This window comes from Caulobacter sp. GW821-FHT12F03, assembly GCF_058806855.1.
In genome coordinates, this window is the sequence record NZ_JBXAQC010000004.1 from 22122 (window position 1) to 48723 (window position 26602).

Sequence of the window (26602 nt, forward strand, 5' to 3'; positions counted from 1 at the left end):
CACCATGCTTCGCATGGTCCCCCTCCCCGGCAAGCCGGGGAGGATTATTCCTCAGCCATCTCCGCCGCCGTCTCCAGCGCGCCGATCAGCGCCGGGACGCAGCAGGCGTTGAGGAAGTGATCACCGCCGGGCACCGGGACCATGGCCGTCGGCGCGGTCCCCCGCCCGGCCGCCAGGGCCCTGGCCGACGCGATCGGCACGAAGGTGTCCGCCTCGCCGTGCAGCACCACCACCGGAATCGTCAGCCCGGCCAGCGCCGCCCGCGCGGCGGGCAGCTGCGGGGCCTGGCCGCGCACCTCGGCGATGGAGTTCTTCAGGTCGCGCGGCAGCATCGGCCGCACCATGCCGCCCAGCCCGGTCAGCCGCCGCGCCGTGCGGCCGCGGTCGCCGTAGAACGGGCTCATCAGCACCAGGGCCTGGACCCGGTCCGGATAGCGGGCCGCCATCAGGGTGGCGATCGGCGCGCCGTAGGACTGGCCGACGAGGATCAGCTTCTGTCCCGGCGCGGTCTCGAGCGCCGCCGACATGGCCTCGGCCTGGTCGCTGATCGACCCGACCACCTCGCGCGGTTCGCTGAGGGCGAAGCCGGGCCGGTCGATGACGGTCATGGTGAACCGGGCCGGCAGGGCCGCCAGCACCGGCGCCCAGTATTCCGACCAGGACGGCGTGCCGGTGATCACCACCACCTTCCACGGCGCGGCGCGCGGCGTGCGCAGCGTCGACAGCTTCCAGGGATGGCCGGCCGCCTGCACGGTCGCCCGCGCCATGGTTCCGGCCGGATAGTCGGCGGAGGTGGGATAGCGCTCGACCTTGGCCGCGCAGCCGGACAGCAGCGCGACGACGGCAAGCAGCGTCAACAGGGGAGCGGAACGGGCCAGGGCGGTCTCCTTTGCGGAGAAGCCTAGGCCCGACCCGTGTCGGTTTGAAGTTAAGCCTTGGTCATGGCGACGGGCCTGTCCCGTCGCGAGGGGCAGGATGGCCCACCCCTCGCCGGAAAGACGGCCCGCTAGACGACCATCCCGGCCAGGCGGCCGCGGATCAGGCCCTCGGCCTCGGAGATGATCCGGTCGACCAGTTCCTGCACGGTCGGGATGTCGTGGATCAGCCCCTGGACCATGCCGGCCGACCAGATGCCGCCCTGGGTGTCGCCATTGGCCAGGGCGTCGCGGCCCCGCGTGCCGGCGACCAGGTGCTGCACGTCCTCGAACCTGGCCCCGCCCTTGCGCTCGATCTCCACCACGGCCTGGCTGACCTCGTTGCGCATCACCCGCGCGGTGTTGTGCAGGGTGCGGAAGATGAGGTCGGTCTGGCGCTCGTCGTTGGCGACCATCTGTTCCTTGAAGGCCAGCGGAATCGGCGCTTCCTGGGTGACGCAGAAGCGGGTGCCCATGTTGACGCCGTCGGCGCCGAGCGCCAGGGCCGCGACCAGGCCGCGCGCGTCGGCGATGCCGCCCGAGGCCAGCATCGGGATCTTCACCTTGTCGGCGGCGGCGGCGATCAGGATCAGGCCGGGGATGTCATCCTCGCCCGGGTGCCCGGCGCATTCGAAGCCGTCGATCGAGATGGCGTCCACGCCCATCCGCTCGGCGGACAGGGCGTGACGGACGGCGGTGCACTTGTGGATCACCTTGATGCCGTGGGCCTTGAAGTCGTCGACGTGCTCCTGCGGCTTGTAGCCGGCGGTTTCGACGACCTTGATCCCGCTCTCGATGATCGCGGCGCGGTACTCGGCGTAGGGCGGCGGCTTGATCGCCGGCAGGATGGTCAGGTTCACGCCGAACGGCTTGTCGGTCAGATCCTTGGTGCGCTGGATTTCCTTCGCCAGGTCTTCCGGCGTCGGCTGGGTCAGGGCGGTGATGAAGCCCAGCGCCCCGGCGTTGGCCACGGCCGCCACGAGTTCGGCCTTGCCGACCCACTGCATGCCGCCCTGGGCGATGGGGTGTTCAACGCCGAACAGTTCCGTGAAACGGGTCTTGATGGCCATGGTGTTCCTCTCCCGAACAATCGTTTGAGAGAGTCTGGGCCACGTCACGCCACGTCAGGCAAGAGGCGGAAACCGGCGTCAGTCGTGGGACGGAATCATCCCGACGGAACCCGGCGGTTCGCTGTCCGCGGGGGCGGACCAGTCCGGCGAGAAGGCCTCAAGCTCCAGTGTCCGCTCCACGGTCCGCTGCAGCACGCACATATTGGCCGTGACGGTCGAAAGCGTGCCCCAGTCGGGGCTGTAGCGTGCGGCGCAGTCGGCGTCGCGGAAGGCGATCCAGGCGCGCTGCGCCTTCTGCAGGCCGGCCTTCTGGTCGGGCGTCATGTCGGCGACGAGGGCGCGGTAGGCGGCGTTCAGCGCCCCGTCCTGCACCTTGAGCTCGGCGCCGATGCACTGGACCGTCCCCATCGTCGACTGGCCGACGGGCGAGTCGAGGCACTGCTGGAAGGCCGGGCTGTAGCGGGCTTCGACGGCGGCCGTATCTACCGCCAGGGCCGGCGTGGCGACCAGGGCGCCGAGCGCCGCCAGCGCCAGAAGCGTCTTCACGCAACCCCCGTGCGGCCGATGGCGTAGTAACGCTCGGCGCGCTGGGTCAGCAGTTCATCGGCGCTGAGGGTCGACAGCAGCGCCAGTTCTTCCTCGATGGCGTCGCCGACGGCGAGGATGGCCGTGGCCGGGTCGGAGTGGGCCCCGCCCGGCGGTTCGTCGATGATCCGGTCGACCACGCCGGTCTTGATCAGATCCTGCGCCGTGATGTGCATCTGCTCGGCCGCGTCCTTGGCCCGCGCGCCGTCGCGCCAGAGGATCGAGGCCGCGCCTTCGGGCGAGATGACCGAGTAGATGGCGTGCTCGAGGATCAGCACCTTGTTGCCGGCGGCGATGCCGATGGCCCCGCCGCTCATGCCCTCGCCGGTGATGGTGGCGATCATCGGGGTCTTCAGGGTCAGGCAGCGCTCGGTGCCGCGGGCGATGGCCTCGGCCTGGCCGCGTTCCTCGGCCCCGAGGCCCGGATAGGCGCCGGCCGTGTCGATGAAGGTCAGCACCGGCAGGCCGAACTGTTCGGCCATGTCCATCAGCCGCACCGCCTTGCGGTAGCCCTCGGGCCGGGCCATGCCGAAGTTGTGCTTCAGGCGGGTGGTGGTGTCGTGGCCCTTCTCCTGGCCGATGACCATCACCGGCTGGCCGCGGAACCGGCCGAGGCCGCCGATCACCGCCTGGTCGTCGGCGAACTTGCGGTCGCCGCGCAGCTCGACGAACTCGTCGATCAGGCCTGCCAGGTAGTCGACGAAGTGCGGCCGCTCGGGATGGCGCGCGACCTGGGTCTTCTGCCAGGGCGTCAGGCGGGCGTAGGAGTCCTTGCGCAGTTCGCCGAGGCGCGCGCGCAGGGCGTCGATCTCGCTGTCGAACGATCCCGCGCCGGCCGTGTCCGAGAGCTTCGACAGCTCCTCGATCTTGCCTTCCAGCTCGGCGATCGGTTTTTCGAACTCGAGATAGTGCTGAACCATGAATCGCCTGACGCGGGCTGCCCCTGTGAGGGGGCGAAACTAGAGGGTGGCGGTTGGGGGGGCAAGGTAGGGGCTAGGGATTAGGGGTTAGGGACGAGTAGGTCCGTGCATCGGCACAACGGCGAATTCTAGCCCCTAACCCCTAGTCCCTAGCCCCTTCCCTTGGGGACGCCCACGAGGCATGTTCAGTCAAACAACCGTTTGAAGGAAACAGCTCCATGGGCAAGCTCGAAGGCCGGGTGGCCATCATCACCGGCGCGGCCAGCGGCATCGGCCGCGCGTCGGCGCAGCTGTTCGCCGAAGCCGGCGCGACCGTCGTGCTGGCCGACGTGTCGGACAAGGTCAACGAGACGCTGGAGCTGGTGACGAAGGCCGGCGGCCGGGGCGTGGCGATCGTCGGCGACGTCGCCACCCCCGAGGTGATCAACAAGGCCATCGAGGCGGCCGAGATGCTCGGCGGCGTCGACATCATGTTCGCCAACGCGGGCATCTCTGGCGGCCTGCCGGGCCTGTTCGAGCTGACCGCCGAGCACTGGACCGAGGTGCTGCGCATCAACACCGTCGGCGTGTTCCTGGCCGTCCAGGCCGCCGCCCGGCTGATGGTCGCGCGCGGCAAGGGCTCGATCATCTGCACCGCCAGCGTCGCCGGCATCCGCTCGGGCGCCGGCGGCATGCCCTACAGCGCCTCCAAGGCCGGGGTGATCAGCATCGTCCAGACCGGGGCCAACCAGCTGGCCGGCACGGGCGTGCGGATCAACGCCGTCTGCCCGGGCCTGACCGAGACCGGCATGACCCAGGTGGTGTTCGACCGCGCCCGCGAGCGCGGCAACGAGGGCAAGATCGGTCAGCTCAACCCGCTGCGCCGCGCCGCCGTCCCGGAAGAGATCGCCCGCGTGGCCCTGTTCCTCGCCAGCGACGACGCCTCCTACGTCAACGGCCAGTTCATCGCGGTGGACGGCGGGCTGTCGAGCAGCCACCCGGTGGTGCCGGGCAAGATGGCCTAGGCCGCGCCTCCACCGAACGCTGACACAATCGGAAGCGGAACATGACTTGAGCCGCCGCGCGGCGCGCGGCTGTATGCCCCGCTCGTCGGAGGAACAGCATGTCGATCTTCACCGGTCTCTCGGCCTTCCCGATCACGCCCGCGACGCCGGACGGACGGGTCATCGAGGCCGACCTGCGCGCCATTCTCCGGCGCATCGCGGCCGGCGGGGCGGATTCGGTCGGCCTGCTCGGCAGCACGGGAACCTACATGTTCCTGGACCGCGATGAGCGGCGCCGGGCCGTGGCCGTCGCGGTCGAGACGCTGGCGGAGACCCCGGTAATCGTCGGCGTCGGCGCCCTGCGCACCGATCACGCCCGGGCGCTGGCGAAGGACGCGTCCGCCGAGGGCGCGGCCGGCCTGCTGCTGGCGCCGGTCAGCTACACGCCGCTGACCGGGGAAGAGGTGTTCCGCCACTTCGCCGCCGTGGCCGAGGCGACCGACACGCCGATCGTCATCTACAACAACCCGTCGACGACCAACTTCACCTTTCAGCCGGACCTGGTCGCCCGCCTCGCAGACGCCATCCCGAGCATCGCGGCGATCAAACTGCCGTTGCCGAAGGACGACATCGTCGCCGACCTGAAGCGCTATCGCGACGCCGCGCCCCGGCTGGCGATCGGCTACAGCGGCGACTGGGGCTGCAAGGACGGGCTGCTGGCCGGCGCCGACGCCTGGTTCAGCGTCTCCGCCGGTCTCTTCCCGGAGCGCGCCGCCGCCCTGACCGCCGCCGCCCGGCGCGGCGACCGCGCAGAAGCCGACCGGCTGGACGCCGCCTTCGCGCCCCTGTGGGCGGTGTTCAAGGTCGTCGGCGGGATGCGCGCCATGTACGCGGCGGCTAACCACCTCGGCCTGACGGCGGCGCAACCGCCGCTGCCGATCCTGCCGCTGGAAGGCGAGCTGCGCACGAGGCTCGTGGCGGCGATCGCCGGCCTCTAGTCTCCGCGCACCCGCACGATCACCGTCTGGCTGGCCACGGCCATCAGCTCGCCGGTCTCGGCGAAGAGGTTCATCGCCCCGTGGCCGACGCCGGCGTGGATGCCGCTGATCGAGATCTCGGCCAGCACCCAGCGGGTCGGCACGATCTTCAGGACGCGCAGCGTGTTGTCGAGGCTGTTGCCGCCGGCCCAGACGCCCAGCGCGTGACCGAAACCGGACGGCACATAGTCGGCGAACACGGCCAGCATGGCCGCGTCGACCGGAACGTCCTCGACCGTGCGCAACCACATCTGCATGCGGCCGTCCTCGCTGATCTCGCCCTTGCGGTTCTTCAGGTCATAGCGGCCCTCGGGCGCGCGGCGCTCGATGCGACGGTTCAGGTTGTCGCCGTCGTCGCTCCACAGCATCACCGGCAGGCACTCCTCCGGCGGCGGAATGTCGGGCATCTTCGGCCACTGGTGGTCGCGCGTGTCCGGCCGGGCGCCGAGCGCGGCCATGACGCTGACCACCTCGGTCTCGCCGACGTGGGCGCTGACCCGGGCCTGGGTCGTGTACTTGCCCGCGTTCGAGATCCAGACGTCGAAGTCCACCACCGACGGCGGCCGGGCGTAGGACAGATACTGCGCCGTCGCCCAGACCACCGGCCGGCCACAGGTCTGCTCCAGCGCCGAGATCGAGGCGGCCAGGCCGATGCCGCCGTACATGAACAGGTGTTCGGGCGGCCCGACGCAGATCGGCGGCGTCAACGGCATGTGCCAGCGGTGCGGATTGTGCGACCCGCGGAGATCGAAGAAGGGCGTGGGCATGGGGGGCGGCCGGAACAGGGGCTGGGGGATAGGGGCTAGGGGCTAGGGGCTAGGGGCTAGGGGCTAGGGGCTAGGGGCTAGGGGCTAGGCGAGATTCTTACTAATCCCTAGCCCCTAATCCCTGGCCCCTCCCTCAACAACCGCGCCGGTGCTAGCCTCCCCCCATGGACGCCCCCGCCCGACCGATCATTCCGCCCGCGCCCTATGTGCACCCGGAGGACCTGTCGACGCCGCGGCTGGTGGTGGCGACGCTGTCCAACACCCTCGGCAACTGGTCGAAGAACGCCTTCGACATCCCCTGGGGCCGCCGCAAGGTGCTCGGCGTCGACAGCCTGCTGGTCAACGACCCGCCCGCGATCCGCGAGGTGATGCAGACCGGCATGAGCCACTACGCCCGCCCGCTGGCCGCCGTGCGGCCGGTGCGGCCGCTGGCCGGCGAGGGCGTGCTGCTGGCCGAGGGCGCGCAGTGGCGCGGCCAGCGGAAGATGCTGGCCCCGGCCTTCACGCCCGGCAGCGTCGAGTCCCTGCTGCCGCACTTCCACGCCGCCGCCGACAGCCTGGCCGCGCGCCTGACCGGCCAGTCCCGCGCCAATCTCGCCGACGCCTTCCACCAGGCGGCGCTGGAGGCGGTGCTGCGTTCGCTGTTCTCCCTGTCGGCAGGCCCGGAGCAGGTCGAACTGGCGGCCATGGTCCGCGACTATGTCGCCACCGCCGGCCGGCCGACCTTCTTTGACGGCTTCGCCAGGGCCGAGAGCGACTTCGCCTTCGTCGGCGGGGCCCGCCGCCGGTTCCAGAAGCGCTGGTTCGCGGCCGTCGACCGGCTCGTCGCCGCCCGCCGCGCCGAGCCGCCGGGCGCGACCCACGACGACATGCTCGACCGGCTGCTGGCCGTGCGCGACGCCGCCACCGGCCAGCCGCTGTCCGACGCCGAGGTGCGCGACCAGTGCGCGACCATGCTGTTCGCCGGCTTCGAGACCACCTCACGCCTGCTGTTCTGGGCCAGCTATCTGCTGGCGCTTGACGGCGCCGAACAATCCCGCCTGCGGGCCGAGGTCCGCGCCTTCACTCCCGACCGCGTGACCGCGCTGGAAGACCTGCAGCACTGGCCGCGGCTGAAGATGGTGCTGCTCGAGGCGCTGCGGCTCTATCCGCCCGTGCCGATCATCATGCGCCAGGTGGTCGAGCCGGTGGTGCTGTGCGGCGAGAGCCTCGGCAAGGGCTGCCTCGTCTGGATCAGCCCCTGGGTGATGCACCGGCACACCGGCTTCTGGGACAATCCGACCGCCTTCATGCCCGAGCGCTTCGCCGGCAAGGCCCAGCCGTGGATCAGCGAGCCGGCCTACCTGCCGTTCGGCGCCGGACCGCGCATCTGCATCGGCGCGGCCTTCGCCCTGGCCGAGGCCTCGATCATGCTGGCGACGGTGCTGGAGCGGTTCGAGGTCTCGCTGGAAAGTGACCGCCCGGTGATGCCCGTCGGCGGCGTGACCACCGCGCCGGACCACGAGCCGTGGTTCAGGGTCGAGCCCGTCGGCTGACGACTTTCCTTCCCCCGCGAAAACCCGCGCATTGAGAGTGGCATGGGACGATTCCACGAAGACACCGCCGTCGCCGAGATCGACGGCGTCCTGACCGCCACCCTGTCGAAGGACTGGGAGATCTGGGGGCCGAACGGCGGCTATGTCGCCGCCATCGCCCTGCGCGCCGCCGGGACCCGGGCGCCGGACGGGCATCGCCCGGCCAGCCTGTCCTGCCAGTACCTGTCGGCCGGCGCCTTCGGGCCCGCCCAGGCGGAGGTGCGCGTGCTGAAGGCTGGTCGGTCCGCAGCCTGCCTCGCCGTCGAGCTGTCGCAGGCGGGCAAGGTGTTCCTCACCGCCCAGGTCTGGACCACCAACCGCGAGGGCGGCCCGGAGATGTCGGCGACGACCCCGCCCGAGTCACCGCCGCCGGCCGAGCTCAAGCCGAACGAGCACTACCTGCCCGCCGATGCGCCGAAGCATCCGTTCTGGGCCAATTTCGAGACACGGCCGCTGGTCTGGATCCCCTGGGGCCAACAGCTGCCGCCCGGCGCGCCGATCCGGCAATGGCAGCGGTTCCTCGACTTCGAGCCGGTCGATGTGTTCGCCGACTGCGCCCGCTCACTGGTGTTGATCGACACCATCCTGTGGCCCGCCCATCGCCGGGCCCAGCCGCCGGAAGCCAACTACATCGCGCCGAGCCTGGACCTGGCCGTCTGGTTCCACGAACATCCGCAGGGGGCGGACTGGCTGCTGGTCGACGCCCGCTCTGAGAAGGCCCACGGCGGCCTGATCCACGGCAGCGGCCAGGTCTGGAGCGAGGATGGCCGGCTGCTGGCCAGCGGCGCCGGCCAGATGCTGCACACGCCGGGACGGTAGGACCTGGGGACAGGCACTTCAGTGCGTGGCCCCGTCGGGCTCAGTCCCGCCCGTCGCGGCCGTATCCCCTGAACGTCAGCAGCCCGCCGATCAGCGTCAGCAGCGCCAGCAGGGCGAAGGTTGCCGGCCCCTCGGCCAGCTGGGGCGCGGCGGGAAACGCCATCCGGTAGACGCCGGCGATCGTGAAGGCCCACCCCGATAGCGTCACCAGCGCCGAGAGGCTCCACGACCAGCGCCCGTAGGCCTGCAGAATCGCCACCCCGGCCACGAAGAGCAGCGTCCCGTTCAGAAAGACGACCTGGGCAGGATTGCCGGCGAACACGCGGATGTTGGCGCCCTCGGTCAGCGCCAGCACGACCAGCGTGGGACCGACGATGCGCGCGATGCGCCGGGATATGTCCATGTGGAGGGCCCCTGCCGCTTGAGATCGAGCCAAGTCTGCGAGGGCGATGCCCCGGGGGCGTTGCGCTGGGTCAAACAGGAAAGGGGACATGTACCGAAGGTACGTGTCCCCTGGTCGAGCGACAGTGGCGGTTGGTTTGGGGACACGTACCTTTGGTACGTGTCCCCGCCGCGTATCAGAGGCCGTAGAGCGCCGCGTATTCCGGGTCCTTGGCGGCGATCTGTTTCGCGCAGTCGATCATCACCTTGGCCTGCTTCCAGGTGGCGTCGTCCTGCATCTTGCCGTCGAGCATGACCACGCCGGTGCCGTCAGGCATGCCCTCGAGGATGCGCTTGGCGAAGGCCACTTCGCCCGGATCGGGGCTGAACACCCGCTTGGCGATGGCGATCTGGTTGGGGTGCAGGCTCCAGGCCCCGGCGCAGCCGAGCAGGAAGGCGTTGCGGAACTGCTGCTCGCAGGCCTCGCCGTCGGAGATGTCGCCGAACGGGCCATAGAAGGGCTTGATGCCGTAGGCGGCGCAGGCGTCGACCATCTTGGCGAAGGTGTAGTGCCAGATGTCCTGCTGGGCGCTGAGGCGCGGCTGGCCATCGTCGCGCGGGTCTTCCATCACCTTGTAGAACGGGTGGCCGCCGCCGACGCGGGTGGTCTTCATCTGCCGGCTGGCGGCGAGGTCGGCCGGGCCGAGGCTGATGCCGTGCATGCGCGGCGAGGCGGCGCAGATGGCCTCGACGTTGTTCACGCCCTCGGCGGTTTCGAGGATGGCGTGCAGCAGGATCGGCTTCTTCAGACCATGCTTCGCCTCGAGGATGGCGAGGAACTGATCCATGTAGTGGATGTCCCAGGGCCCCTCGACCTTGGGCACCATCATCACGTCCAGCCTGTCGCCGACGCCGGCGACGATGTCCTGCACGTCGTCCAGATGCCAGGGCGAGTTGAGGCAGTTGATGCGGGTCCACAGCCCGACGCCCAGGCCGGCGAAGTCGGTGGCGTTGGCCATCTCGATGAAGCCCGCGCGGGCCGCGTCCTTGGCGTCGGCGGGAATGGCGTCTTCCAGGTTGCCGAGGATCACGTCGACGGTCGGGGCGATCTCGGGAACCTTGGCGCGGACCTTTTCGAGGTGGGTCGGCACGAAGTGGATCATCCGCTCGACCCGCACCGGCAGATCGCGCAGCGGCGCCGGGGCGCCGATGGCCAGTGGCTTGAAAAACCCGCGCGGCGTCTTCATGGCGTCATCCCCGTCCCTGCTTTTCGCAATTGCGAAGGCTTTTGCGGCGGCGCCGCGAGGGCGTCAAGACTTGCGCGGCTCGGTCTTCGGCTCTTCGTCCTCGCCGGCCGGACGCAGCAGATCGTCGACCGCGTCGTTGCTTGAGGTCCGCGCCTTGCGGCCGCGCGTCGGCGTCGCCGGCTCCGACTGCAGGCCCAGCGTGCGGCGGGCGGAGTCGCCCTCCTCCCCGAACAGCGAACGCACGCGCAGGTCCAGCTGCGGCGCCGGGGTCTCGATGCCGGCCTTGCGCAGGGCGTCGTCGATCGCCCAGGTGTAGGCCGCCTGCATGGCGTTGGGCCGCTTGACCGCCTCCAGCCTCGGCCAGACCACCAGCTCGAAGTTCAGGCCCGACTCGCCGAAGCCGACCAGCCAGACTTGGGTGCGATAGGTGCCGCTGTCGGGCAGGGTGAAGGGCACGGCCATGGCCGCCTCCAGCACCGCGTCGCGCACCTTCTCCTTGTCGACGCCATAGGCCGCCCGGAACGGGATGCGGATGCGCCGCGTATGCCCGCGCAGCGTCCAGTTGGTCACCGTGCCCTGGATCAGCTGGCTGTTGGGGATGAGGATGTCGACGCTGTCGTTGTTGCGGATGCGGGTCGCCCGGGCGCCGATCTCGTGGATCACGCCGCGCTGGCCGCTTTCCAGCTCGATGTAGTCCCCGACCCGCAGGGACTCGTCGAAGATCAGCACGATGCCGGAGACGAACTCCTTGACCACGCCCTGCAGGCCGAGGCCCACGCCGACGCCCAGCGCCCCGCCGAACACGGCCAGCGACGACAGGTTGACGCCCAGCGTCGACACCCCGGCGATCGCGCCGAACACGACCAGGCCGTACACCGACAGCTTCTCGACGATGTAGAGGCCGGCCCCGCCGCGCGTGGCCCTGGCCCGTACGCGCTGCATCGCCAGGCTGACCAGTCGGGCCGCGACCAGGGCCACGACGACCGTCAGGACCGCCGCGATCAGGCCGCCGGACGTGACCTGCGTCTTGCCGATGTTGAACAACACCAGCTTGTCGATGTTGCCGAGGGCCTGCAGGTCCTTGTCCATGCGCGCGGGCTCCTACGCCTTCTTGATGAACTCGGTCCGCAGCACGAGACCCTTCACCTTGTCGACGTTGGCCTCGATCTCGTCGGGGTCGCCGGTCAGGCGGATCTTCTTGACCATGGTGCCGCGCTTGAGCGTGACGCCGCCCGAGCCCTTGACCTTGAGGTCCTTGATCAGGGTGACGCTGTCGCCGTCGGCCAGGATGGCGCCGTTGCTGTCGCGGGTTTCCGACATGGGGGTATTCCTTGAAAGAGCCGGGAGAGTCGCGAAAGGCCCTAACATGCGTCAGGGCTTTTTCGCTAACGGATGCTTGGTCCGGACCACCTCGGCCAGCCGTTCGCCGGCGACGTGGGTGTAGATCTGGGTGGTGGCGATGTCGGCGTGGCCCAGCAGGGTCTGGACGACGCGCAGGTCGGCGCCGCCCTCCAGCAGGTGGGTGGCGAAGGCGTGGCGCAGAACGTGCGGGCTGACCCGGGCCGGGTCGATGCCGGCCCCGGCGGCCGCCTCCTCCAGCAGCTGCGAGAACCGCCGCGCAGTCAGCCGCCCGCCCTTGCCGCGCGACGGGAACAGCCAGGGATTGGCGGCGTCGCCCTTGGGGATGAAGGTCTTGCGCACCTCGAGCCAGGCCTTGACCGCCGTTCGCGCCGCGTCGTTCAGCGGAGCCAGCCGCTCCTTGCCGCCCTTGCCCTTGACCATCAGGAAGGCCGGATCGCGCGCCAGCGCCGTCAGCGGCAGGGCCAGCAACTCGGACACCCGCAGGCCCGAGGCGTAGGTCATCTCGATCAGGCAGGCGAGACGCAGACCCTGGGCCCCGTCCTTCGCGGCGGCGGCGGCGATCAGCCGCTCTACCTCGTCGCGCGACAGCACCTTGGGCAGCGGACGGCCCTGTTTGGGCGCCTCGACGCGGCGGGAGGGATCGTCGCTCCGCCAGCCCTCGCCGAGCACGAAGCGGTAGAACTGCCGCACGGCCGCCCGCCGCCGGGCCGCCGTCGCCGGCGACAGGCCGGCCGCGCCCATGGCCGCGAAATAGGCCTCGATATCCTCCGCCGAGGCGGTCGACAGGTCCTGGCCGCGCGCCTTCAGGAACGCCGTCGCGTCGGTCAGGTCCTTGCCGTAGGCCGTGAGCGTGTTGCGCGCGGAGGCGCGCTCGACGGCCATCATTTCCAGGAAGGCCTCGGCCCAGGCCTGGCTCATCGGGCCGGGACCAGCAGGCCCTCGACGGCGAAGGCCTCGGCCGGACCGGTCAGGCCGACCTTGCGCAGGGCCGCGACGATGCGGGCGCGGTCGGGCGCGCCCGGGCCGGCGACTCCGGCGTCGGACGCGATCAGCAGGGCCGCCATCGCGGTTTCGCCCTTGAGGCCCGCTTCGGCGGCCCGGTCGAGCGCCAGCAGCAGCGCCGGCGAGGCCGCGCTCCTGCCGACATCCGCCTTCGCCAGTCGGGCGCGGGCGTCGGGACCGGGCCGGCCGCCCATCGCCTCCAGCAGCAGGATGCGCCCGATCAGCACCGGCCGCGCCTTCGGCGTCGCCGCATCGGCCTCGTCCAGCAGGCTGTCGAACAGGGCCGGCGTGGTGGTCGCGCTGGCGATCAGCGAACGGGCGACGGTCACCGCCTCGGTGTCGGGCGTCGGCGCGGCCGGCCAAAGCACCGCGGCCACGGCCGGGGAGGCGGTCGCCTTCGCGGCCTGCGGATCGAGTCCCAGCTTGCGCGACAGGGCATAGTCCAGTCCGTTGCGCAGCGAGGCCGCGCCGGGATCGCCCGCCCCGGCCAGCAGGGCGCCCATCAGTCGGCCGTAGACGGGATCCTTCGCCTTCTCGCCGGCGAGGGTGAAGGTCAGCTGGGCCGCCTCGGCCTGGCCGGCGACCGCCTGGCAGAAGGCCCGCAGCCGCAGCCAGTAGAGCTCGCCGCGATTGACCGTCAGCTGGTCGGAGATGCGGCAGGCGGCGTCATCCTGGCTGTTGACCAGCGCCGCCTCCGCGGCGGCCTGGGCCAGGGCGGCGTTGGTGGTGACGTTCGGCGCCCGCTCGACGGCGGCCCAGGCGGTGCGTGTCTGGCCCAGCGCCAGCAGCGCTTGCACCCGGGCGGCGGCGACCTCCGGATCACGGCCCGCGCCCTCGGGCCCGGCCACCCCGCCCCCCAGCACCCAGCCGGCGAACACCGTCGCGGCGGGCGACAGGGGCTTGCGGCCGATCTGCGGGAGGCTGTCGCGCAGCAGCGCCGGCGAGGTTCCCGCCCAGAAGTCCGCCGGCAGGCCGCTCTCGCGGTCGCCGAGCGAGAAATAGTCGGGCGGCGCCAGCGTCGACACCGCCACCTGGGCGACGGCTGGTGCGGCGCAAACCAGCGAAACGGCGAGGGCCAACGCGGAACGGACAGACCGGCGACTGTGCATCCGGCGATTATGCCTGACGGAATGCCATCCTGAAACTTGGCTCAACCGCCCGCAGTCGTGTAAGCCAAGCATGGCCATGACCGCCGACCCAAGACTCCGCCGCAAGACCATCGCCCTCGTCGGACTCATGGGCGTGGGCAAGAGCAGTATCGGCCGCCGGCTGGCCTCGGCGCTGAACCTGCCGTTCCGCGACGCCGACTCCGAAGTCGAGGCCGCCGCCGGCCAGTCGATCTCCGACATTTTCGCCTCGATGGGCGAGGCCGCTTTCCGCGACGGCGAACGCCGGGTGATCGCCCGGCTGCTCGACGAGGGCCCGCATGTGCTGGCCACCGGCGGCGGGGCGTTCATCAATGACGAGACCCGCGCCCTGATCAAGGAGCGGGCGATCTCGGTCTGGCTGAAGGCCGACCTGCCGCTGCTGGCGCGCCGCATCGGCCGCAAGGACACCCGGCCGCTGGTGCGCGGCAAGGATCCGCTGGCGGTGCTGACCGAGCTGGCCGCGGTCCGCGACCCGATCTACGCCCAGGCCGACATCGCCGTCGAGACCAGCGACACCCCGCACCAGGAGGCCGTCGAGGCCGTCCTGCGCGCCCTGACCGACTACATCGCCGGAGCCCCGACTTGACCCGCAGCATTCCCGTCGCCCTCGGCGGATGGTCCTACGACGTGATCGTCGGCCCCGGCCTGATCGACCGGGCGGGCGAACACATCGCCCCGCTGCTGAAGACCAGGCGCACGGCCATCGTCACGGACTCCAACGTCGGCGCGCATCACGGCGAGCGGCTGTCGGTTTCGCTGGAACGGGCCGGCGTGGCCGTCGACGTGATCACCGTGCCCGCCGGCGAGGAGAGCAAGAGCTTCGAGGGCCTGGCCTCGCTGTCGGACCAGCTGCTCGACCTGCAGCTCGACCGGGGCGACGTGATCGTGGCCTTCGGCGGCGGCGTGGTCGGCGACCTCGCGGGCTTCGCGGCGGCGATCTACAAGCGCGGCATCGACTTCATCCAGGTTCCGACCAGCCTGCTGGCCCAGGTCGACAGCTCGGTCGGCGGCAAGACGGCCATCGACACCCCGCGCGGCAAGAACCTCATCGGCGCCTTCCACCAGCCCCGGCTGGTGCTGGCCGACCTCGACGTGCTGGCCACCCTGCCCGCGCGCGAGATGGCCTGCGGCTACGCCGAGGTGATCAAGTACGGCATGCTCGGCGACGAGGCCTTCTTCAGCTGGCTGGAGGCGCACGGCGCGGCCGTGCTGGCCGGCGACATCGAGGCCCTGACCCACGCCGTCGGGCGGTCCGTCGAGATGAAGGCCGAGATCGTCGCCGAGGACGAGAAGGAACAGGGCCGCCGCGCCCTGCTCAACCTCGGCCACACCTTCGGCCACGCGCTGGAGGCCGAGACCGGCTACGGCGAGACGCTCAAGCACGGCGAGGCGGTCGCCGCCGGCTGCGACCTGGCCTTCCGCTTCTCCGCGGCGCTCGGCCTGTGCGACCCGGCCGAGGCGGCCCGCGTCGAGCGGGCCCTGACCGCCGCCGGCCTGCCCGCGGGCATGAAGGACGTGCCCGGCCATCCGTTCAGCGCCGACCGCCTGATCCATCACATGGGCCAGGACAAGAAGACCGAGGGCGGCGCCCTGACCTTCATTCTCGCCCGCCGCATCGGCGAGGCGTTCACGGCGAAAGGGGTCGATCCGGACGCCCTGCGCCGCTTCCTGATCGAACAAGGAGCCAAGCCGTGATCGCGGCCCTCATTCTGACCCTGGCCCCGGCCCTGATCATCCTGCTGGGCATCGGCGCCCTGATCTCCGCCGCCGAGACCTCGATGACCGCCGCCAGCCGCGGCCGCATGCACCAGCTGGAACGCGACGGCGACCGCAGCGCCGCCCGCGTCAACCGGATGATGGGCGACCAGGAGAACATGATCGGCGCCATCCTGCTGTCCAACAACGTGGTCAACATCGGGGCCTCGGCCCTGACGACCAGCGTGCTGGCGGCGGCGTTCCCCGGCCCGATCGGGGTCGTCGCCTCGACGGTGATCATGACGGTGCTGGTGGTGATCTTCGGCGAGATCCTGCCCAAGACCCTGGCCATCACCCGGCCCGAGATCGTGGCCCGTTTCCTGTCGCTGCCGACCTACTGGCTGGTGCGCATCTTCGGTCCGCTGGCGCGCGGGGCCCAGTGGGTCGTGCGCCAGACCCTGCGGCCGTTCGGCATCAACCTGTCGATGGAGACCGATGTCCTGGCGGCCCACGAGGAGATCCGCGGCGCGGTCGAGTACCACCACTCCGAAGGCGTGGTCGAAAGCCGCGACCGCCGCATGCTGGGCGGGGTGCTGGACCTGTCGGAGATGGACGTCTCGGAGGTCATGGTCCACCGCAAGTCGGTCGAGATGCTCGACGCCGGCCTGCCGCCGCGCGAGCTGGTGCAGCATGCGCTGGACTGCAACCACAGCCGCCTGCCGCTGTGGCGCGACGACCCGGACAACATCGTCGGCGTGCTGCACGTGCGCGATCTGGTCAAGGTCATGGCGCAGACGGGCGTCGACCTCGACACGCTCGACGTCATGGCTTTGGCCCGCAAGCCCTGGTTCACGCCGGAGACGACCAAACTGAAGGACCAGCTCAACGCCTTCCTCAAGAAGCGCAACCACTTCGCCCTGGTGGTCGACGAGTACGGCGGCCTGCAGGGCGTGGTGGCGCTGGAGGACATCCTCGAGGAGATCGTCGGCGAGATCGACGACGAGCACGACGCGGCCGTCGAGGGCGTCAAGGTCCAGCCCGACGGCTGGGTCGAGACGGCCGGCACGGTGACGGTGCGCGACCTGAACCGCGCGCTCGACTGGGACCTGCCCGACGACCAGGCCGTGACCATCGCCGGCCTGCTGATCCAGGAGGTCGAGAAGATCCCCGAGGAAGGCGAGACCTTCACGGTCTTCCAGCACCGCTTCGAGGTCGCCCGCCGCCGCCGCAACCAGATTACGGAGCTGCGCATCAGCCCGCGGATGGACGCCGACGGGGGCTGGATCGACTCCGGCTGATTATCTTCGGAACCGAACGGTAACCGACGCGTTGACGCTGATCGCGCCTGGGCGCGACTGGCTGACCGGCGTGTACGGGCCGGCGGGGGGCTTGTGGTGACCGATACGACACTGACCGGACTGCGGGTTCTCGTCGTCGAGGACGAGATGCTCGTCTCGATGCTGCTGGAGGACATGCTGGCCGACTTCGGCTGCAGCGTCGTCGGCCCGGCCCCGACGATCGATGAGGCCATGCCCCTGGCCACCGGCGCGGCGATCGACGCGGCGGTGCTGGACCTCAATCTCGGCGGCCAGCCGATCTTTCCGGTCGCCGACGCGCTCAAGGCCCGCGGCGTGCCGTTCATCTTCGCCAGCGGCTACGGCGACAGCGGCCTCAGCGACGCCCATCGCGGCGCCCCGATGCTGCAGAAGCCCTTCCGCCAGGCCGACCTGGAAAAGGCTCTCGCCGGGCTGAAGCTGTAGTTCACAATTCCCGCTCATCCCGGCGAAGGCCGGATCAATTCGGGGACAGTTTACCGATTTCACCCGCGTCGTCGGAACGTCAGGGCGCGAGCCTGAAATCGGTAAACTGTCCCCGAACTGGCGCCGCGCTCACTCCCCCGGCGCGAGCGCCTTGAGCGACAGCGCGTGCACCGGTCCGGCCAGAAGCTCGGCCAGCACGCCGTAGACCTGCCGCTGGCGGGCCACCTTCGACTGGCCGGCGAAGGCGTCCGCCTCGATCACCACGTTGAAATGGCTCTCCCCGCCCGGTCGGGCGCCGGCGTGTCCGGCATGCCGCGCGGAGTCGTCGACGACCTCCAGGCGGGTCGGCGAGAAGGCGTCGGCCAGTTTTGTGCGGATAGAGTCAGATATGGAGGGCATTTTTCGAAGGTCAATTCTTGAATGAGAAAGGTTGAGCCTCATACTTCGGCTCATGGCGAACGCCTTTCAATACCGACCCCGCTTTGTCGACATCCGTGTCCGTCCCCCCAAACCCGGGGAGGCCGAGGCGGAGGCGGACGTGAACGCCCTCAAGCCGGGCGAGCGTCGCTGTGACCATCCCGACTGCCTGGCCGTCGCCACGGCCCGGGCGCCGAAGGCCCGCGACATGCCGGGGCAGTTCTATCATTTCTGCCAGCCGCACGCGGCCGAGTACAACAAGGCGTGGAACTTCTTCGCCGGCATGAGCGATGACGCCATCGCCCAGGCCCAGGCCGCGCGCGCCACCGGCGAGCGGCCGACCTGGAGTTTCAAGGCCTCCAACCGCTCGCGCGAGGCCGCCGCCCAGGCCAAGGGGCCGATGGGCTGGAACGACCCGTTCAGCCTGTTCGGCTTCGGCCGCGCGGACCGTTCCGGCGTCGAGGGTACCGGCGTGCGCGCCGACGGCCGCCAGCTGGGCAAGATGGAGCGCGGGGCCCTCGCCGACCTCGACCTGCCCGACACCGCCGACAAGGCCCTGATCCGCACGCGCTACACCGAGCTGGTCAAGAAGTGCCACCCCGACTCCAACGGCGGCGACCGCAGCGCCGAGCACAAGCTGCAGCGCGTGCTGAAGGCCTGGAAGACGCTGAAGAAGTCCGGGCTGGCCTGACCGTGCGTCCTTCGAGACGCGATCCTGAGGGATCGCTCCTCAGGATGACGAATACCTATGATCGTCATGGTGAGGCGCGAGGCCCCGGCCGAGCGTCTCGAACCACCCACACTGCTACCCCTCGGCTGACACAGGCGGCCTGACCGGCCACCGCCGATCCACCGCCTGCGCGGCCAGCCACCAGGCCAGCGCCCAGGCGGCGCCCAGCGACCAGCCGGCCAGCACGTCGCTCGGCCAGTGGACGCCGAGATAGACCCGGCTGATCCCGACCAGCAGCGTCACCGCCGCCGCGCCGACCAGCGCGAACACCTTGACCCGCCGCCGCTTGACGAACCGCGCGGTCAGCGCGCCTAGTGTCAGCCAGACCACCGCCGACAGCATGGCGTGGCCGCTGGGAAAGCTGGCGTTGATGGCGTCGACCAGATGCAGCGCGGCATCCGGCCGGGCCCGGCCGAACAGCGCCTTCAGCGCCTGGCTCAGGGCCACCCCGCCGCCGGCCGCCAGCACCAGCATCCCGGCCTCGCGCCAGCGCCGCAACGCCGCGAACAGCCCGGCGACGAACAGCACCGTCAGGCTGAGCACCGTCACCGAGCCCAGCGCGGTGACGTCCATCGCCGCCGTAGTCAGCCAGGCCGGGCCCAGCGGCGTCGACGGATCGCCGTGCGACCGCAGCGCCAGCAGCACCGCCAGGTCGAGGCGCCGGGTCTCGCCCTCGGACACCTCGTCGGCGATGGCCAGGAAGGCCTGCACCCCGGCCGCCAGCAGCAGCAGACCGGCCAGAAGCCCGACCTCACGCCGCGCCCAGGCCAGCCATGCGCCCATTCGTCGCCTGTCGATCATGTCGCCTGCACCGTTTTTTCCTCGAACGAATGTTTGCTGAACGCTGATAAGGCGCTAATCGGTCAATCATCATGGCTGACCAGATCGACACCGCTTCCGACCCCCTGCTGGGCCTCGTCCCCGACAAGCAGGTTTCCATCCGCGACGTCTTCGGCGTGGACTCCGACATGATGGTCCCGGCGTTCAGCCATCGCGACCCGCATGTGCCGGACCTCGACGAGTCCTACCGCTTCGATCCGCAGACCACGCTGGCGATCGTCGCGGGCCTGGCCTTCGACCGCCGCGTGATGGTCCAGGGCTATCACGGCACGGGCAAGTCGACGCACATCGAACAGGTCTGCGCCCGGCTGAACTGGCCGATGGTCCGCGTGAACCTCGACAGCCACGTCAGCCGCATCGATCTCGTCGGCAAGGACGCCATCGTCCTGAAGGACGGCAAGCAGATCACCGAATTCCGCGAAGGCATCCTGCCGTGGTGCCTGCAGCGGCCGATGGCCCTGGTGTTCGACGAGTACGACGCCGGGCGCCCGGACGTGATGTTCGTGATCCAGCGCGTGCTGGAAGCGGGCGGCAAGCTGACGCTGCTCGACCAGAACCGCGTGATCCGCGCCAACCCCTATTTCCGCCTGTTCTCGACGACCAACACCATCGGTCTGGGCGACACCACGGGCCTCTATCACGGCACCCAGCAGATCAATCAGGGCCAGATGGACCGCTGGTCGATCGTCACGACGCTCAACTACCTCGACCACGACGCCGAGGCCGAGATCGTGCTGGCCAAGAACCCGCGCTACGCCACCCCGGAAGGCCGCCGCACCCTGGCCGCCATGGTCCGCGTCGCCGACATGACCCGCAACGCCTTCATGAACGGCGACATCTCGACCGTCATGAGCCCGCGCACGGTGATCACCTGGGCCCAGAACGCCGAAATCTTCGGCGGGGATCTGGCCCTGTCGTTCCGCATGACCTTCCTGAACAAGTGCGACGAACTGGAGCGGCCGACCGTCGCGGAGTTCTACCAGCGGGCGTTCGGCGAGGACCTTCCGGAGAGCGCGGCGCGGGTGAAGGTGGCTTAAGGGGCTCCCACACACTCCGCTCATCCCGGCGAAGGCCGGGACCCAGGTGTTTTTGACGCAGCGGCTCGCCCTTCCGGTTGGCCGCTCGCCATGCCTGCTCCATGAGCCGAAGCTCTGAAAAAGCTTGGGTCCCGGCCTTCGCCGGGATGAGCGGCATTGGGGGGTATCCGCCGCGCGTCGCGGCACAGGCCCGCACCGCGCCCGCACGCTCCCGACGTGCGAGACTCGCGGGACCAATACTCCCGGGACAAGGCGGGACATCCTGAAGACTCCCGCGCTCAAAATGCCGCCGCCGACCTCTCAGTGTTCGGCGCGGGGTTATCCTGTGGGCATGACGAGCGCTCGGCACGCCCCGGGGACGGCTTCGCGAAGCGTAGCGGTCCCCAACAACGCCCGGAACACAGGGACAGCTACCCTCTGCGGGCGAAGCCGTCCCGGCGGCGGGTCCCGATCCCCCGCCCAGGGACGAATTTCCCCTCGCCACTCCCGATCCGGGGACGGGCTGAAAGATTCCCGGGACTTCCCCGCCGTCACGGGGGCGAATCCGCCTTGCCCGTTGCGTCTCCCCTGCTAGAAGCCGCCCAACGTCCCCAGCGCGAAGAGTCGTCCGATGAAGCTGCTTGCAGGCAACTCAAACCGTACGCTCGCGACCGCGATCGCCGAATATCTCGACATGCCGCTGACGCGGGCCCAGGTGCGGCGGTTCGCCGACAACGAGGTGTTCGTCACCATCGACGAGAACGTGCGCGGCGAGGACGTGTTCGTCATCCAGTCGACCAGCTTCCCGGCCAACGACAACCTGATGGAATTGCTGATCTGCATCGATGCCCTGAAGCGGGCGTCGGGGCGGCGGATCACGGCGGTGCTGCCCTACTTCGGCTACGCCCGGCAGGACCGGAAGACGGGCGGGCGCACGCCGATCTCGGCCAAGCTGGTGGCCAACCTGATCACCCGCGCCGGGGCGGACCGGGTCCTGACCATGGACCTGCACGCCGGCCAGATTCAGGGCTTCTTCGACATCCCCACCGACAACCTGCTGCCGGTGCCGCTGCTGGCCCAGGACATCCGCGCCCGCTACGGCAAGACCGACGACCTGCTGATCGTCTCGCCCGACGTCGGCGGCGTGGTGCGCGCCCGGGCGCTGGCCAACCGGCTGACCGCCGACCTGGCCATCGTCGACAAGCGCCGCTCGGGTCCCGGCCAGAGCGAGGTGATGAACATCATCGGCGAGGTCTCCGGCCGCCGCTGCATCCTGTTCGACGACATCGTCGATTCCGCCGGCACCCTGTGCAACGCGGCCAAGGCCCTGACCGAGCACGGCGCGACCGAGGTCTCGGCCTATGTCACCCACGGCGTGCTGTCGGGCGCCGCGCCCGAGCGGGTCGCCACCTCGGTGCTCAAGGAACTGGTGGTCACCGACTCCATCGAGCTGTCGGACACCGCCGCCGCCTGCAAGAAGATCCGCGCCGTCTCCTGCGCCCCCCTGATCGGCGAGGCCATCCGGCGCATCGCCAATGAGGAGTCGGTGTCGAAGCTGTTCGACTAGGGCGTAGGGGCCAAGGATTAGGGGCTAGGGGCTAGGGGCTAGGGGCTAGAAGGCTCTGCCGGGAGCCCGCCGCGCCAGCGCTCCAACTAACCCCTAGCCCCTATTCCCTAACCCCTTCATCTCGGTCCCGATCTGTTTACCCCTCCCCCAACCTTCCCGTGCTAAGAGAGCCTCTGGGCGGCGGCGTCACATTCTCGCCGCTCAGGCGCGTTGTATTGACTTGGTCCGGGTGTGACGGGGAAGCTGCCTTCATGACAAACCTCCTTCCTGCGCGTTTCGCGCCGGCGCTTGCCGCCTTCGCCCTGGCCGCCGTGCTCGGCGGCTGTACGCCCGTGACCCCCGCGCTGCCGCCCGCGCCGCCCGCGCCGCCGCCGCCGCCGCCGATCACCCTGGCGCCCAGCCTGATCCAGGAAGCCAGCGCCTGGCGCGGCTACATGACGCGCGCCAACGCCATCTCGCCGGACTTCCAGAGCGGCGAGCAGATCCAGAATTCCCTGCGCACCGCCGCGGCCTACGAGCCCAAGCAGTTCCTGCGCGGCGCCGTGGCCTACGCCGCCATCGTGGCGCTGCAGGACCCGACCTTCGTCGCCGAGCTGCGCAAGGTGGCCGCCGACCCGGCGCAGCGCCTCGCCATGCGCGACCAGCTGATCGCCAACCCCAACATGGCCACCGTCCTGCCGGGCGCCGACAGCGCCGCCGGCCTGATCCTCCAGGCCCTGGGCAATGAAGGCCAGCGGATGGTCATCAACGGCCGCGCCGTGAAACAGGCCGCCTACTCGGTTCAGCACAGCGCCTGGTCCAAGGCCTCGGTGCCCGACCGCGAGGGCCGGCTGATCGCCGCCAAGTCGCTGTCGTCCTCGCCGATGTCAGGCGACGCCGCCGACGTGATGCTGCTGCAGCAGGCCAGCACCGGCCCCGCCGCCGCCGCCCCGCTCGGCCTGACCGCCTCCAGCGCGCCGCCGCCCTGGTCGCCGCTGGTCGTGCGCGGCCTGACCCTGGCCGCCCTGGCCGCGATCGGCGAGGCCGGCGACCAGAATCTCGACGCCATCACCACCCTCTCGGCCGAGCCGAACGCCGCCTACTGCCTGAACATGGCCAAGCTGAACCTCTACCAGTGCCTGGCCGTGTCCAAGCCGCACTACGAGGACATCTTCTGTCTCGGCCAGCACATCCTGATCGACACCGGCTCCTGCATGGTGAAGTGGTCGGGGGCGACGATGCCGCCCGAACCGATCCGCGAGCCGGTCGTGGCGCCGACCACGCCGAAGAAGAAGACCGCCGCGGCGACGCCGGCCAAGAAGCCCGCCGTCAGCCGTTAAGACTCTTCAGCGGGCGGCGTTGCGCCGTCCGCTGAAAGCGTGTATCGAGCCCCACCCTGAATTCACCGACCGTCGCCGCGCGGAAACTGTCTGCCGCGGCGACTTCGTTTTGAGAACCGTAAGACCATGGCCGAGATCGTCCTGAACGTCGAAGTCCGCGACCGCACCGGTACGGGCGGCGCCCGTGAAGCCCGCCGCGCCGGCAAGGTGCCGGGCATCCTGTACGGCGGCCCCAAGGGCCCCGTCTCGATCTCGGTGAAGGCCAACGAGTTCCGCAAGTCGCTCCAGACCGGCCAGCTGCACGGCCACCTGGTGACGCTGAAGTACGGCGACGAGAGCCAGCCGGTCATCGCCAAGGACATCCAGTTCCACCCGGTGACGGATGAGCCGATCCACTTCGACCTGCTGCGCGTCGAGGAAGGCTCCACCATCCGCATCGCCATCCCGGTGCACTTCAAGAACCAGGACATCTGCCCGGGCCTGAAGGCCGGCGGCTCGCTGGAAATCGTGCGTCACGACGTCGAGCTGAACTGCCCGGCCGACGCCATTCCGGAAGAGCTGGTGTTCGACCTGTCGAAGTCCAACCTGGGCGACACGATCCGCATCGGCGACATCACCCTGCCCAAGGGCGTGACCCCGGCGATCGCCGACCGCGACTTCGTGCTGGCGACCCTGAAGGTGTCCTCGGCCGGCATGTCCGAAGCCGCCGCCGAAGGCGAAGCCGAAGCCTGATACGGCCTCGCAACGTGATCTGGAAACGGGCGGGCCTTGGCTCGCCCGTTTTCGTTTGAGCCCCCGCCCGCAATCGCCGCAGGGAGATCGACATGACGCTGATCCTCGCCGGCCAGGGCAACCCCGGGGCCAGGTACGAGAAGAACCGCCACAACGTCGGCTTCATGGCCATGGACGCCATCGCCCGCCGCTGGGCCACGGCGCCCTGGCGCGCGCGGTTCCAGGGCCTGGCCTGCGAGGGCCAGGTCGACACCCCGGCCGGCCCGGTCAAGCTGCTGATGCTCAAGCCGCAGACCTTCTACAACGAGAGCGGCCGCTCGGTCGGCGAGGCCGTGCGCTTCTTCAAGCTCAAGCCGGCCGATGTGATCGTCTTCCATGACGAGATCGACCTCGCCCCCGGACGCTTCCGCATGAAGACGGGCGGCGGCGCGGCCGGCAACAACGGCATCCGCTCGGTCACGGCCCAGGTCGGCGCCGACTTCCGCCGCGCGCGCATCGGCGTCGGCCATCCGGGCGACAAGGACGCGGTGATGCACTACGTGCTCGGCGACTTCCACAAGGTCGACCGGGTCTGGCTCGATCCGATGCTCGACGCCTTGGCCGACGCCCTGCCGTTCGCCGCCGCCGGCGACGACGACCGCTACCAGGCCGAGGTCATGCGCCTGGCCCCGGCCGCCAAGGCCGACCCGCGCAAATCGCCGCGCGAGAGTGATTGACGGCGGCTCCGCTCGCGTCAGAGTAGCGCCATGCTTCCCGCCTTCGGATTCTCCTACCTCATCGCCATCGCCCTGTGCGTCCATGTCATGCGCACGGGCCGGCCGATGTACTGGATGTTCATCCTGCTGGCCTTTCCCTTCCTCGGCAGTCTCGTCTACGCCCTGACCTCGCTGCTCCCCGACCTGATGGGCGGTTCGGCCGCGCGGCGGATCGGCCAGGCCGCGCAGCAGGCCCTCGATCCCGAGCGGGAATACCGGACGGCCAGGGCCGCGCTGGACGACAGCCCGACCGTCGGGGCACGCATGCGCATGGGCGCGGCGGCCATGGCGCTGGCCCGCTATGACGAGGCCGAGCAACTCTACGGCGAGGCGCTGGTCGGGGTGCATGCGGACGATCCCACCCTGCTGCTGGGTCGCGCGCGGGCGCTGATCGAACTGAACCGCCCGGCCGAGGCCCTGACGCTGCTGGAGCGGCTGGGCGAGCAGGGCGACGCCGGACGCACGCCGGCGGCGGCCCTGGCCCTGGGGCGCGCCTACCAGGCGCTGGGGCGGGTCAGCGAGGCTGACACAGCCTATCAGTGGGCGGCCGGCCGCCTGCCGGGGCTCGAAGGTCTGGCGCGCTACGCGGCCTTCCTCGTCGAGACCGGACGCCGCGCCGAGGCCGAGGACGCCCTCGCCGAGATCGACAAGCGGGCCGCGAAAACGACTGCCCATTTCCGCCGCGAGGCCCGCGGCTGGCGCGATTTCGCCGCCGCCGCACTGCAGGGCGCCGCCTCGCGTTGAGATTGGCCGGAAAAGCCCTATAAGACCCGCCGATCTCCTGGCGACCTAGCGTCGCCTCCCCCTGTTTCCCGGACGACCGATGGCCCTGAAAGTCGCGATCGTCGGCCTGCCCAACGTGGGCAAGTCGACCCTGTTCAACGCCCTGACCCAGACGGCGTCGGCCCAGGCCGCCAACTATCCGTTCTGCACCATCGAGCCGAACACCGGCGACGTGGCCGTGCCCGAGCCGCGGCTGGAAGTGCTGGCGAGCATCGTCGGCTCCAAGGAAATCATCCCCTCGCGGATCAACTTCGTCGACATCGCCGGCCTGGTGCGCGGCGCCTCGAAGGGCGAGGGTCTGGGCAACCAGTTTCTCGCCAACATCCGCGACTGCGACGCCGTGGCCTTCGTCGCCCGCTGCTTCGAGGACACCGACATCACCCACGTCGAGGGGCGAATCGATCCGCTGTCGGACCTCGACATCATCGAGACCGAGCTGATGCTCGCCGACCTCGAGAGCCTCGAGAAGCGCAAGCCGAACGTCGAGAAGAAGGCCAAGTCGGGCGGCGACAAGGAGGCCGCCAACACCCTGCGGCTGATCAACATCGCCCTGGAGCAGCTGAGCAACGGCCGCCCCGCCCGCGCGGCCGAGATCAGCAAGGATGACTACAAGGCCTGGCACATGCTGCAGCTGCTGACGTCGCTGCCGGCGCTGTACGTCTGCAACGTCGACGAAGGTTCGGCCGACAAGGGCAACGCCTTCTCCGACAAGGTCGCCGAGCGGGCGAAGGCCGACAACGCCAAGAGCGTGGTCATCTCGGCCCAGATCGAGAGCGAGATCGCCCTGCTGGATCCGGCCGAACGCGCCGAGTTCCTCGAGACCCTCGGCCTGCACGAGCCGGGCCTCAACCGCCTGATCCGCGAGGCCTACGCCCTGCTCGGGCTGCAGAGCTACTTCACCGTCGGCCCCAAGGAAGCCCGCGCCTGGACCATCGAGGTGGGCTGCACCGCGCCCCAGGCCGCCGGCGTGATCCACAACGACTTCGAGAAGGGCTTCATCCGCGCCGAGACCATCGCCTACGACGACTTCGTCGCCTTCAAGGGCGAACAGGGGGCCAAGGACGCCGGCAAGATGCGTTCCGAAGGCAAGGAATACATCGTCAAGGACGGCGATGTGATGCACTTCCGGTTCAACGTCTAGGCGCACTTGCGGCCACTCTCGGCCTCGGCGAATAATGT

The 26602-nt window shown here is 70.2% G+C and carries 29 protein-coding genes; 16 read left to right on the forward strand and 13 right to left on the reverse strand.

Translation table 11 applies throughout. The features are described from left to right. Positions 1-44: 44 nt before the first annotated feature. The 4 genes from AC1RN0_RS11280 to AC1RN0_RS11295 all read right to left on the reverse strand — a co-directional run bounded on the left by AC1RN0_RS11280 (position 45) and on the right by AC1RN0_RS11295 (position 3489). Entirely contained in the window at positions 45-857 is an 813-nt protein-coding gene (locus AC1RN0_RS11280) for an alpha/beta fold hydrolase (RefSeq protein ID WP_492787527.1), read from the reverse strand. A 149-nt stretch (positions 858-1006) separates the two neighbouring features. Continuing rightward, a complete protein-coding gene (locus tag AC1RN0_RS11285) occupies positions 1007-1984 on the reverse strand; it encodes an NAD(P)H-dependent flavin oxidoreductase (protein WP_492787528.1) in 978 nt (325 codons plus the stop codon). Between the two features lie 78 nt (positions 1985-2062). After that, positions 2063-2530: a lysozyme inhibitor LprI family protein gene (locus AC1RN0_RS11290; protein WP_492787529.1), complete on the reverse strand. Its 468-nt coding sequence runs from the start codon at positions 2528-2530 to the stop codon at positions 2063-2065. Further along, positions 2527-3489 carry an acetyl-CoA carboxylase carboxyltransferase subunit alpha gene (locus AC1RN0_RS11295; RefSeq protein ID WP_492787530.1) on the reverse strand — a complete coding sequence of 321 codons (963 nt, stop codon included), beginning with the start codon at positions 3487-3489 and terminating at the stop codon, positions 2527-2529. Before AC1RN0_RS11295 ends, AC1RN0_RS11290 begins: the two co-directional genes overlap by 4 nt. A gap of 218 nt (positions 3490-3707) precedes the next feature. Between AC1RN0_RS11295 and AC1RN0_RS11300 the strand changes: the two genes are divergently transcribed. After that, the gene (locus AC1RN0_RS11300; RefSeq protein WP_492787531.1) at positions 3708-4493 is read left to right on the forward strand and encodes an SDR family NAD(P)-dependent oxidoreductase; all 786 of its coding nucleotides are present in this window, start codon (positions 3708-3710) and stop codon (positions 4491-4493) included. A gap of 98 nt (positions 4494-4591) precedes the next feature. Next, positions 4592-5470 carry a dihydrodipicolinate synthase family protein gene (locus AC1RN0_RS11305; protein WP_492787532.1) on the forward strand — a complete coding sequence of 293 codons (879 nt, stop codon included), beginning with the start codon at positions 4592-4594 and terminating at the stop codon, positions 5468-5470. On the opposite strand, the gene AC1RN0_RS11310 is transcribed toward AC1RN0_RS11305, so the two are convergent. Next, the gene (locus AC1RN0_RS11310) at positions 5467-6276 is read right to left on the reverse strand and encodes an acyl-CoA thioesterase (protein ID WP_492787533.1); all 810 of its coding nucleotides are present in this window, start codon (positions 6274-6276) and stop codon (positions 5467-5469) included. The genes AC1RN0_RS11305 and AC1RN0_RS11310 overlap by 4 nt on opposite strands. 164 nt (positions 6277-6440) lie before the next feature. Between AC1RN0_RS11310 and AC1RN0_RS11315 the strand changes: the two genes are divergently transcribed. Next, the gene (locus tag AC1RN0_RS11315; protein ID WP_492787534.1) at positions 6441-7811 is read left to right on the forward strand and encodes a cytochrome P450; all 1371 of its coding nucleotides are present in this window, start codon (positions 6441-6443) and stop codon (positions 7809-7811) included. A 42-nt stretch (positions 7812-7853) separates the two neighbouring features. Then, complete coding sequence (locus AC1RN0_RS11320; protein ID WP_492787535.1) at positions 7854-8669, forward strand: thioesterase family protein; 816 nt, start codon at positions 7854-7856, stop codon at positions 8667-8669. A gap of 40 nt (positions 8670-8709) precedes the next feature. On the opposite strand, the gene AC1RN0_RS11325 is transcribed toward AC1RN0_RS11320, so the two are convergent. The 6 genes from AC1RN0_RS11325 to AC1RN0_RS11350 form a co-directional block, all read right to left on the reverse strand. Next, on the reverse strand, positions 8710-9072 hold the full coding sequence (locus AC1RN0_RS11325) for a hypothetical protein (RefSeq protein WP_492787536.1): 363 nt from the start codon (positions 9070-9072) through the stop codon (positions 8710-8712). Positions 9073-9247: 175 nt separating this feature from the next. Further along, on the reverse strand, positions 9248-10297 hold the full coding sequence (locus AC1RN0_RS11330) for an HpcH/HpaI aldolase/citrate lyase family protein (protein WP_492787537.1): 1050 nt from the start codon (positions 10295-10297) through the stop codon (positions 9248-9250). A 63-nt stretch (positions 10298-10360) separates the two neighbouring features. Next, positions 10361-11386 carry a mechanosensitive ion channel family protein gene (locus AC1RN0_RS11335; protein ID WP_492787538.1) on the reverse strand — a complete coding sequence of 342 codons (1026 nt, stop codon included), beginning with the start codon at positions 11384-11386 and terminating at the stop codon, positions 10361-10363. Positions 11387-11398: 12 nt separating this feature from the next. After that, positions 11399-11617, reverse strand: a complete 219-nt coding sequence (locus tag AC1RN0_RS11340; protein WP_492787539.1) for an alkylphosphonate utilization protein — start codon at positions 11615-11617, stop codon at positions 11399-11401. A gap of 51 nt (positions 11618-11668) precedes the next feature. Continuing rightward, the gene (locus tag AC1RN0_RS11345) at positions 11669-12577 is read right to left on the reverse strand and encodes a tyrosine recombinase (protein ID WP_492787540.1); all 909 of its coding nucleotides are present in this window, start codon (positions 12575-12577) and stop codon (positions 11669-11671) included. Next, complete coding sequence (locus AC1RN0_RS11350; RefSeq protein ID WP_492787541.1) at positions 12574-13740, reverse strand: hypothetical protein; 1167 nt, start codon at positions 13738-13740, stop codon at positions 12574-12576. Before AC1RN0_RS11350 ends, AC1RN0_RS11345 begins: the two co-directional genes overlap by 4 nt. A gap of 100 nt (positions 13741-13840) precedes the next feature. On the opposite strand from AC1RN0_RS11350, the gene AC1RN0_RS11355 reads away from it, so the two are divergent. From AC1RN0_RS11355 to AC1RN0_RS11370, 4 genes are all read left to right on the forward strand, one after another. Continuing rightward, complete coding sequence (locus AC1RN0_RS11355) at positions 13841-14395, forward strand: shikimate kinase (RefSeq protein ID WP_492787542.1); 555 nt, start codon at positions 13841-13843, stop codon at positions 14393-14395. Beyond that, positions 14392-15504 (forward strand): 3-dehydroquinate synthase, encoded by a 1113-nt coding sequence (aroB, locus tag AC1RN0_RS11360; RefSeq protein WP_492787543.1) that lies wholly within the window; start codon positions 14392-14394, stop codon positions 15502-15504. The genes AC1RN0_RS11355 and aroB overlap by 4 nt, the downstream gene beginning before the upstream one ends. Further along, positions 15501-16802, forward strand: a complete 1302-nt coding sequence (locus AC1RN0_RS11365; RefSeq protein ID WP_492787544.1) for an HlyC/CorC family transporter — start codon at positions 15501-15503, stop codon at positions 16800-16802. Before aroB ends, AC1RN0_RS11365 begins: the two co-directional genes overlap by 4 nt. Before the next feature lie 96 nt (positions 16803-16898). Beyond that, positions 16899-17264: a response regulator gene (locus tag AC1RN0_RS11370; protein WP_492787545.1), complete on the forward strand. Its 366-nt coding sequence runs from the start codon at positions 16899-16901 to the stop codon at positions 17262-17264. A 129-nt stretch (positions 17265-17393) separates the two neighbouring features. Here the strand turns inward: AC1RN0_RS11370 and AC1RN0_RS11375 are convergent, their stop codons facing one another. Then, the gene (locus tag AC1RN0_RS11375) at positions 17394-17663 is read right to left on the reverse strand and encodes a BolA family protein (RefSeq protein WP_492787546.1); all 270 of its coding nucleotides are present in this window, start codon (positions 17661-17663) and stop codon (positions 17394-17396) included. Between the two features lie 52 nt (positions 17664-17715). On the opposite strand from AC1RN0_RS11375, the gene AC1RN0_RS11380 reads away from it, so the two are divergent. Continuing rightward, entirely contained in the window at positions 17716-18372 is a 657-nt protein-coding gene (locus AC1RN0_RS11380; RefSeq protein WP_492787547.1) for a J domain-containing protein, read from the forward strand. Positions 18373-18486: 114 nt separating this feature from the next. On the opposite strand, the gene AC1RN0_RS11385 is transcribed toward AC1RN0_RS11380, so the two are convergent. Then, the gene (locus AC1RN0_RS11385) at positions 18487-19212 is read right to left on the reverse strand and encodes a phosphatase PAP2 family protein (RefSeq protein WP_492787548.1); all 726 of its coding nucleotides are present in this window, start codon (positions 19210-19212) and stop codon (positions 18487-18489) included. A 71-nt stretch (positions 19213-19283) separates the two neighbouring features. Here AC1RN0_RS11385 and cobS point away from each other — a divergent pair, with 71 nt between their 5' ends. From cobS to ychF, 7 genes are all read left to right on the forward strand, one after another. Next, positions 19284-20288, forward strand: coding sequence for a cobaltochelatase subunit CobS (gene cobS / locus AC1RN0_RS11390; RefSeq protein ID WP_492787549.1), 1005 nt, complete (start codon positions 19284-19286; stop codon positions 20286-20288). A gap of 610 nt (positions 20289-20898) precedes the next feature. Beyond that, positions 20899-21834 carry a ribose-phosphate pyrophosphokinase gene (locus AC1RN0_RS11395; protein ID WP_492787550.1) on the forward strand — a complete coding sequence of 312 codons (936 nt, stop codon included), beginning with the start codon at positions 20899-20901 and terminating at the stop codon, positions 21832-21834. A 251-nt stretch (positions 21835-22085) separates the two neighbouring features. Next, positions 22086-23153 carry a hypothetical protein gene (locus tag AC1RN0_RS11400; protein WP_492787551.1) on the forward strand — a complete coding sequence of 356 codons (1068 nt, stop codon included), beginning with the start codon at positions 22086-22088 and terminating at the stop codon, positions 23151-23153. Between the two features lie 126 nt (positions 23154-23279). Continuing rightward, complete coding sequence (locus AC1RN0_RS11405) at positions 23280-23885, forward strand: 50S ribosomal protein L25/general stress protein Ctc (protein ID WP_492787552.1); 606 nt, start codon at positions 23280-23282, stop codon at positions 23883-23885. Between the two features lie 92 nt (positions 23886-23977). After that, positions 23978-24601 (forward strand): aminoacyl-tRNA hydrolase, encoded by a 624-nt coding sequence (gene pth / locus AC1RN0_RS11410; protein WP_492787553.1) that lies wholly within the window; start codon positions 23978-23980, stop codon positions 24599-24601. A 30-nt stretch (positions 24602-24631) separates the two neighbouring features. After that, positions 24632-25384 (forward strand): tetratricopeptide repeat protein, encoded by a 753-nt coding sequence (locus tag AC1RN0_RS11415; protein WP_492787554.1) that lies wholly within the window; start codon positions 24632-24634, stop codon positions 25382-25384. Between the two features lie 79 nt (positions 25385-25463). Next, on the forward strand, positions 25464-26564 hold the full coding sequence (ychF, locus tag AC1RN0_RS11420; protein ID WP_492787555.1) for a redox-regulated ATPase YchF: 1101 nt from the start codon (positions 25464-25466) through the stop codon (positions 26562-26564). The last annotated feature ends 38 nt before the right edge of the window (positions 26565-26602 follow it).

What these genes read in the sequence shown, in the direction of transcription:
- AC1RN0_RS11345 (WP_492787540.1), bottom strand. Translation starts at nt 12,577, where the DNA reads ATGAGCCAGGCCTGGGCCGAGGCCTTCCTGGAAATGATGGCCGTCGAG.
- AC1RN0_RS11400 (WP_492787551.1), top strand. Translation starts at nt 22,086, where the DNA reads ATGACAAACCTCCTTCCTGCGCGTTTCGCGCCGGCGCTTGCCGCCTTC.
- AC1RN0_RS11330 (WP_492787537.1), bottom strand. Translation starts at nt 10,297, where the DNA reads ATGAAGACGCCGCGCGGGTTTTTCAAGCCACTGGCCATCGGCGCCCCG.
- AC1RN0_RS11375 (WP_492787546.1), bottom strand. Translation starts at nt 17,663, where the DNA reads ATGCCCTCCATATCTGACTCTATCCGCACAAAACTGGCCGACGCCTTC.
- AC1RN0_RS11415 (WP_492787554.1), top strand. Translation starts at nt 24,632, where the DNA reads ATGCTTCCCGCCTTCGGATTCTCCTACCTCATCGCCATCGCCCTGTGC.
- AC1RN0_RS11355 (WP_492787542.1), top strand. Translation starts at nt 13,841, where the DNA reads ATGGCCATGACCGCCGACCCAAGACTCCGCCGCAAGACCATCGCCCTC.
- AC1RN0_RS11405 (WP_492787552.1), top strand. Translation starts at nt 23,280, where the DNA reads ATGGCCGAGATCGTCCTGAACGTCGAAGTCCGCGACCGCACCGGTACG.
- AC1RN0_RS11385 (WP_492787548.1), bottom strand. Translation starts at nt 19,212, where the DNA reads ATGATCGACAGGCGACGAATGGGCGCATGGCTGGCCTGGGCGCGGCGT.
- AC1RN0_RS11320 (WP_492787535.1), top strand. Translation starts at nt 7,854, where the DNA reads ATGGGACGATTCCACGAAGACACCGCCGTCGCCGAGATCGACGGCGTC.
- cobS (WP_492787549.1), top strand. Translation starts at nt 19,284, where the DNA reads ATGGCTGACCAGATCGACACCGCTTCCGACCCCCTGCTGGGCCTCGTC.
- AC1RN0_RS11285 (WP_492787528.1), bottom strand. Translation starts at nt 1,984, where the DNA reads ATGGCCATCAAGACCCGTTTCACGGAACTGTTCGGCGTTGAACACCCC.
- AC1RN0_RS11305 (WP_492787532.1), top strand. Translation starts at nt 4,592, where the DNA reads ATGTCGATCTTCACCGGTCTCTCGGCCTTCCCGATCACGCCCGCGACG.
- AC1RN0_RS11300 (WP_492787531.1), top strand. Translation starts at nt 3,708, where the DNA reads ATGGGCAAGCTCGAAGGCCGGGTGGCCATCATCACCGGCGCGGCCAGC.
- AC1RN0_RS11395 (WP_492787550.1), top strand. Translation starts at nt 20,899, where the DNA reads ATGAAGCTGCTTGCAGGCAACTCAAACCGTACGCTCGCGACCGCGATC.
- pth (WP_492787553.1), top strand. Translation starts at nt 23,978, where the DNA reads ATGACGCTGATCCTCGCCGGCCAGGGCAACCCCGGGGCCAGGTACGAG.
- AC1RN0_RS11340 (WP_492787539.1), bottom strand. Translation starts at nt 11,617, where the DNA reads ATGTCGGAAACCCGCGACAGCAACGGCGCCATCCTGGCCGACGGCGAC.
- AC1RN0_RS11380 (WP_492787547.1), top strand. Translation starts at nt 17,716, where the DNA reads ATGGCGAACGCCTTTCAATACCGACCCCGCTTTGTCGACATCCGTGTC.
- AC1RN0_RS11315 (WP_492787534.1), top strand. Translation starts at nt 6,441, where the DNA reads ATGGACGCCCCCGCCCGACCGATCATTCCGCCCGCGCCCTATGTGCAC.
- AC1RN0_RS11310 (WP_492787533.1), bottom strand. Translation starts at nt 6,276, where the DNA reads ATGCCCACGCCCTTCTTCGATCTCCGCGGGTCGCACAATCCGCACCGC.
- AC1RN0_RS11335 (WP_492787538.1), bottom strand. Translation starts at nt 11,386, where the DNA reads ATGGACAAGGACCTGCAGGCCCTCGGCAACATCGACAAGCTGGTGTTG.
- AC1RN0_RS11325 (WP_492787536.1), bottom strand. Translation starts at nt 9,072, where the DNA reads ATGGACATATCCCGGCGCATCGCGCGCATCGTCGGTCCCACGCTGGTC.
- AC1RN0_RS11295 (WP_492787530.1), bottom strand. Translation starts at nt 3,489, where the DNA reads ATGGTTCAGCACTATCTCGAGTTCGAAAAACCGATCGCCGAGCTGGAA.
- ychF (WP_492787555.1), top strand. Translation starts at nt 25,464, where the DNA reads ATGGCCCTGAAAGTCGCGATCGTCGGCCTGCCCAACGTGGGCAAGTCG.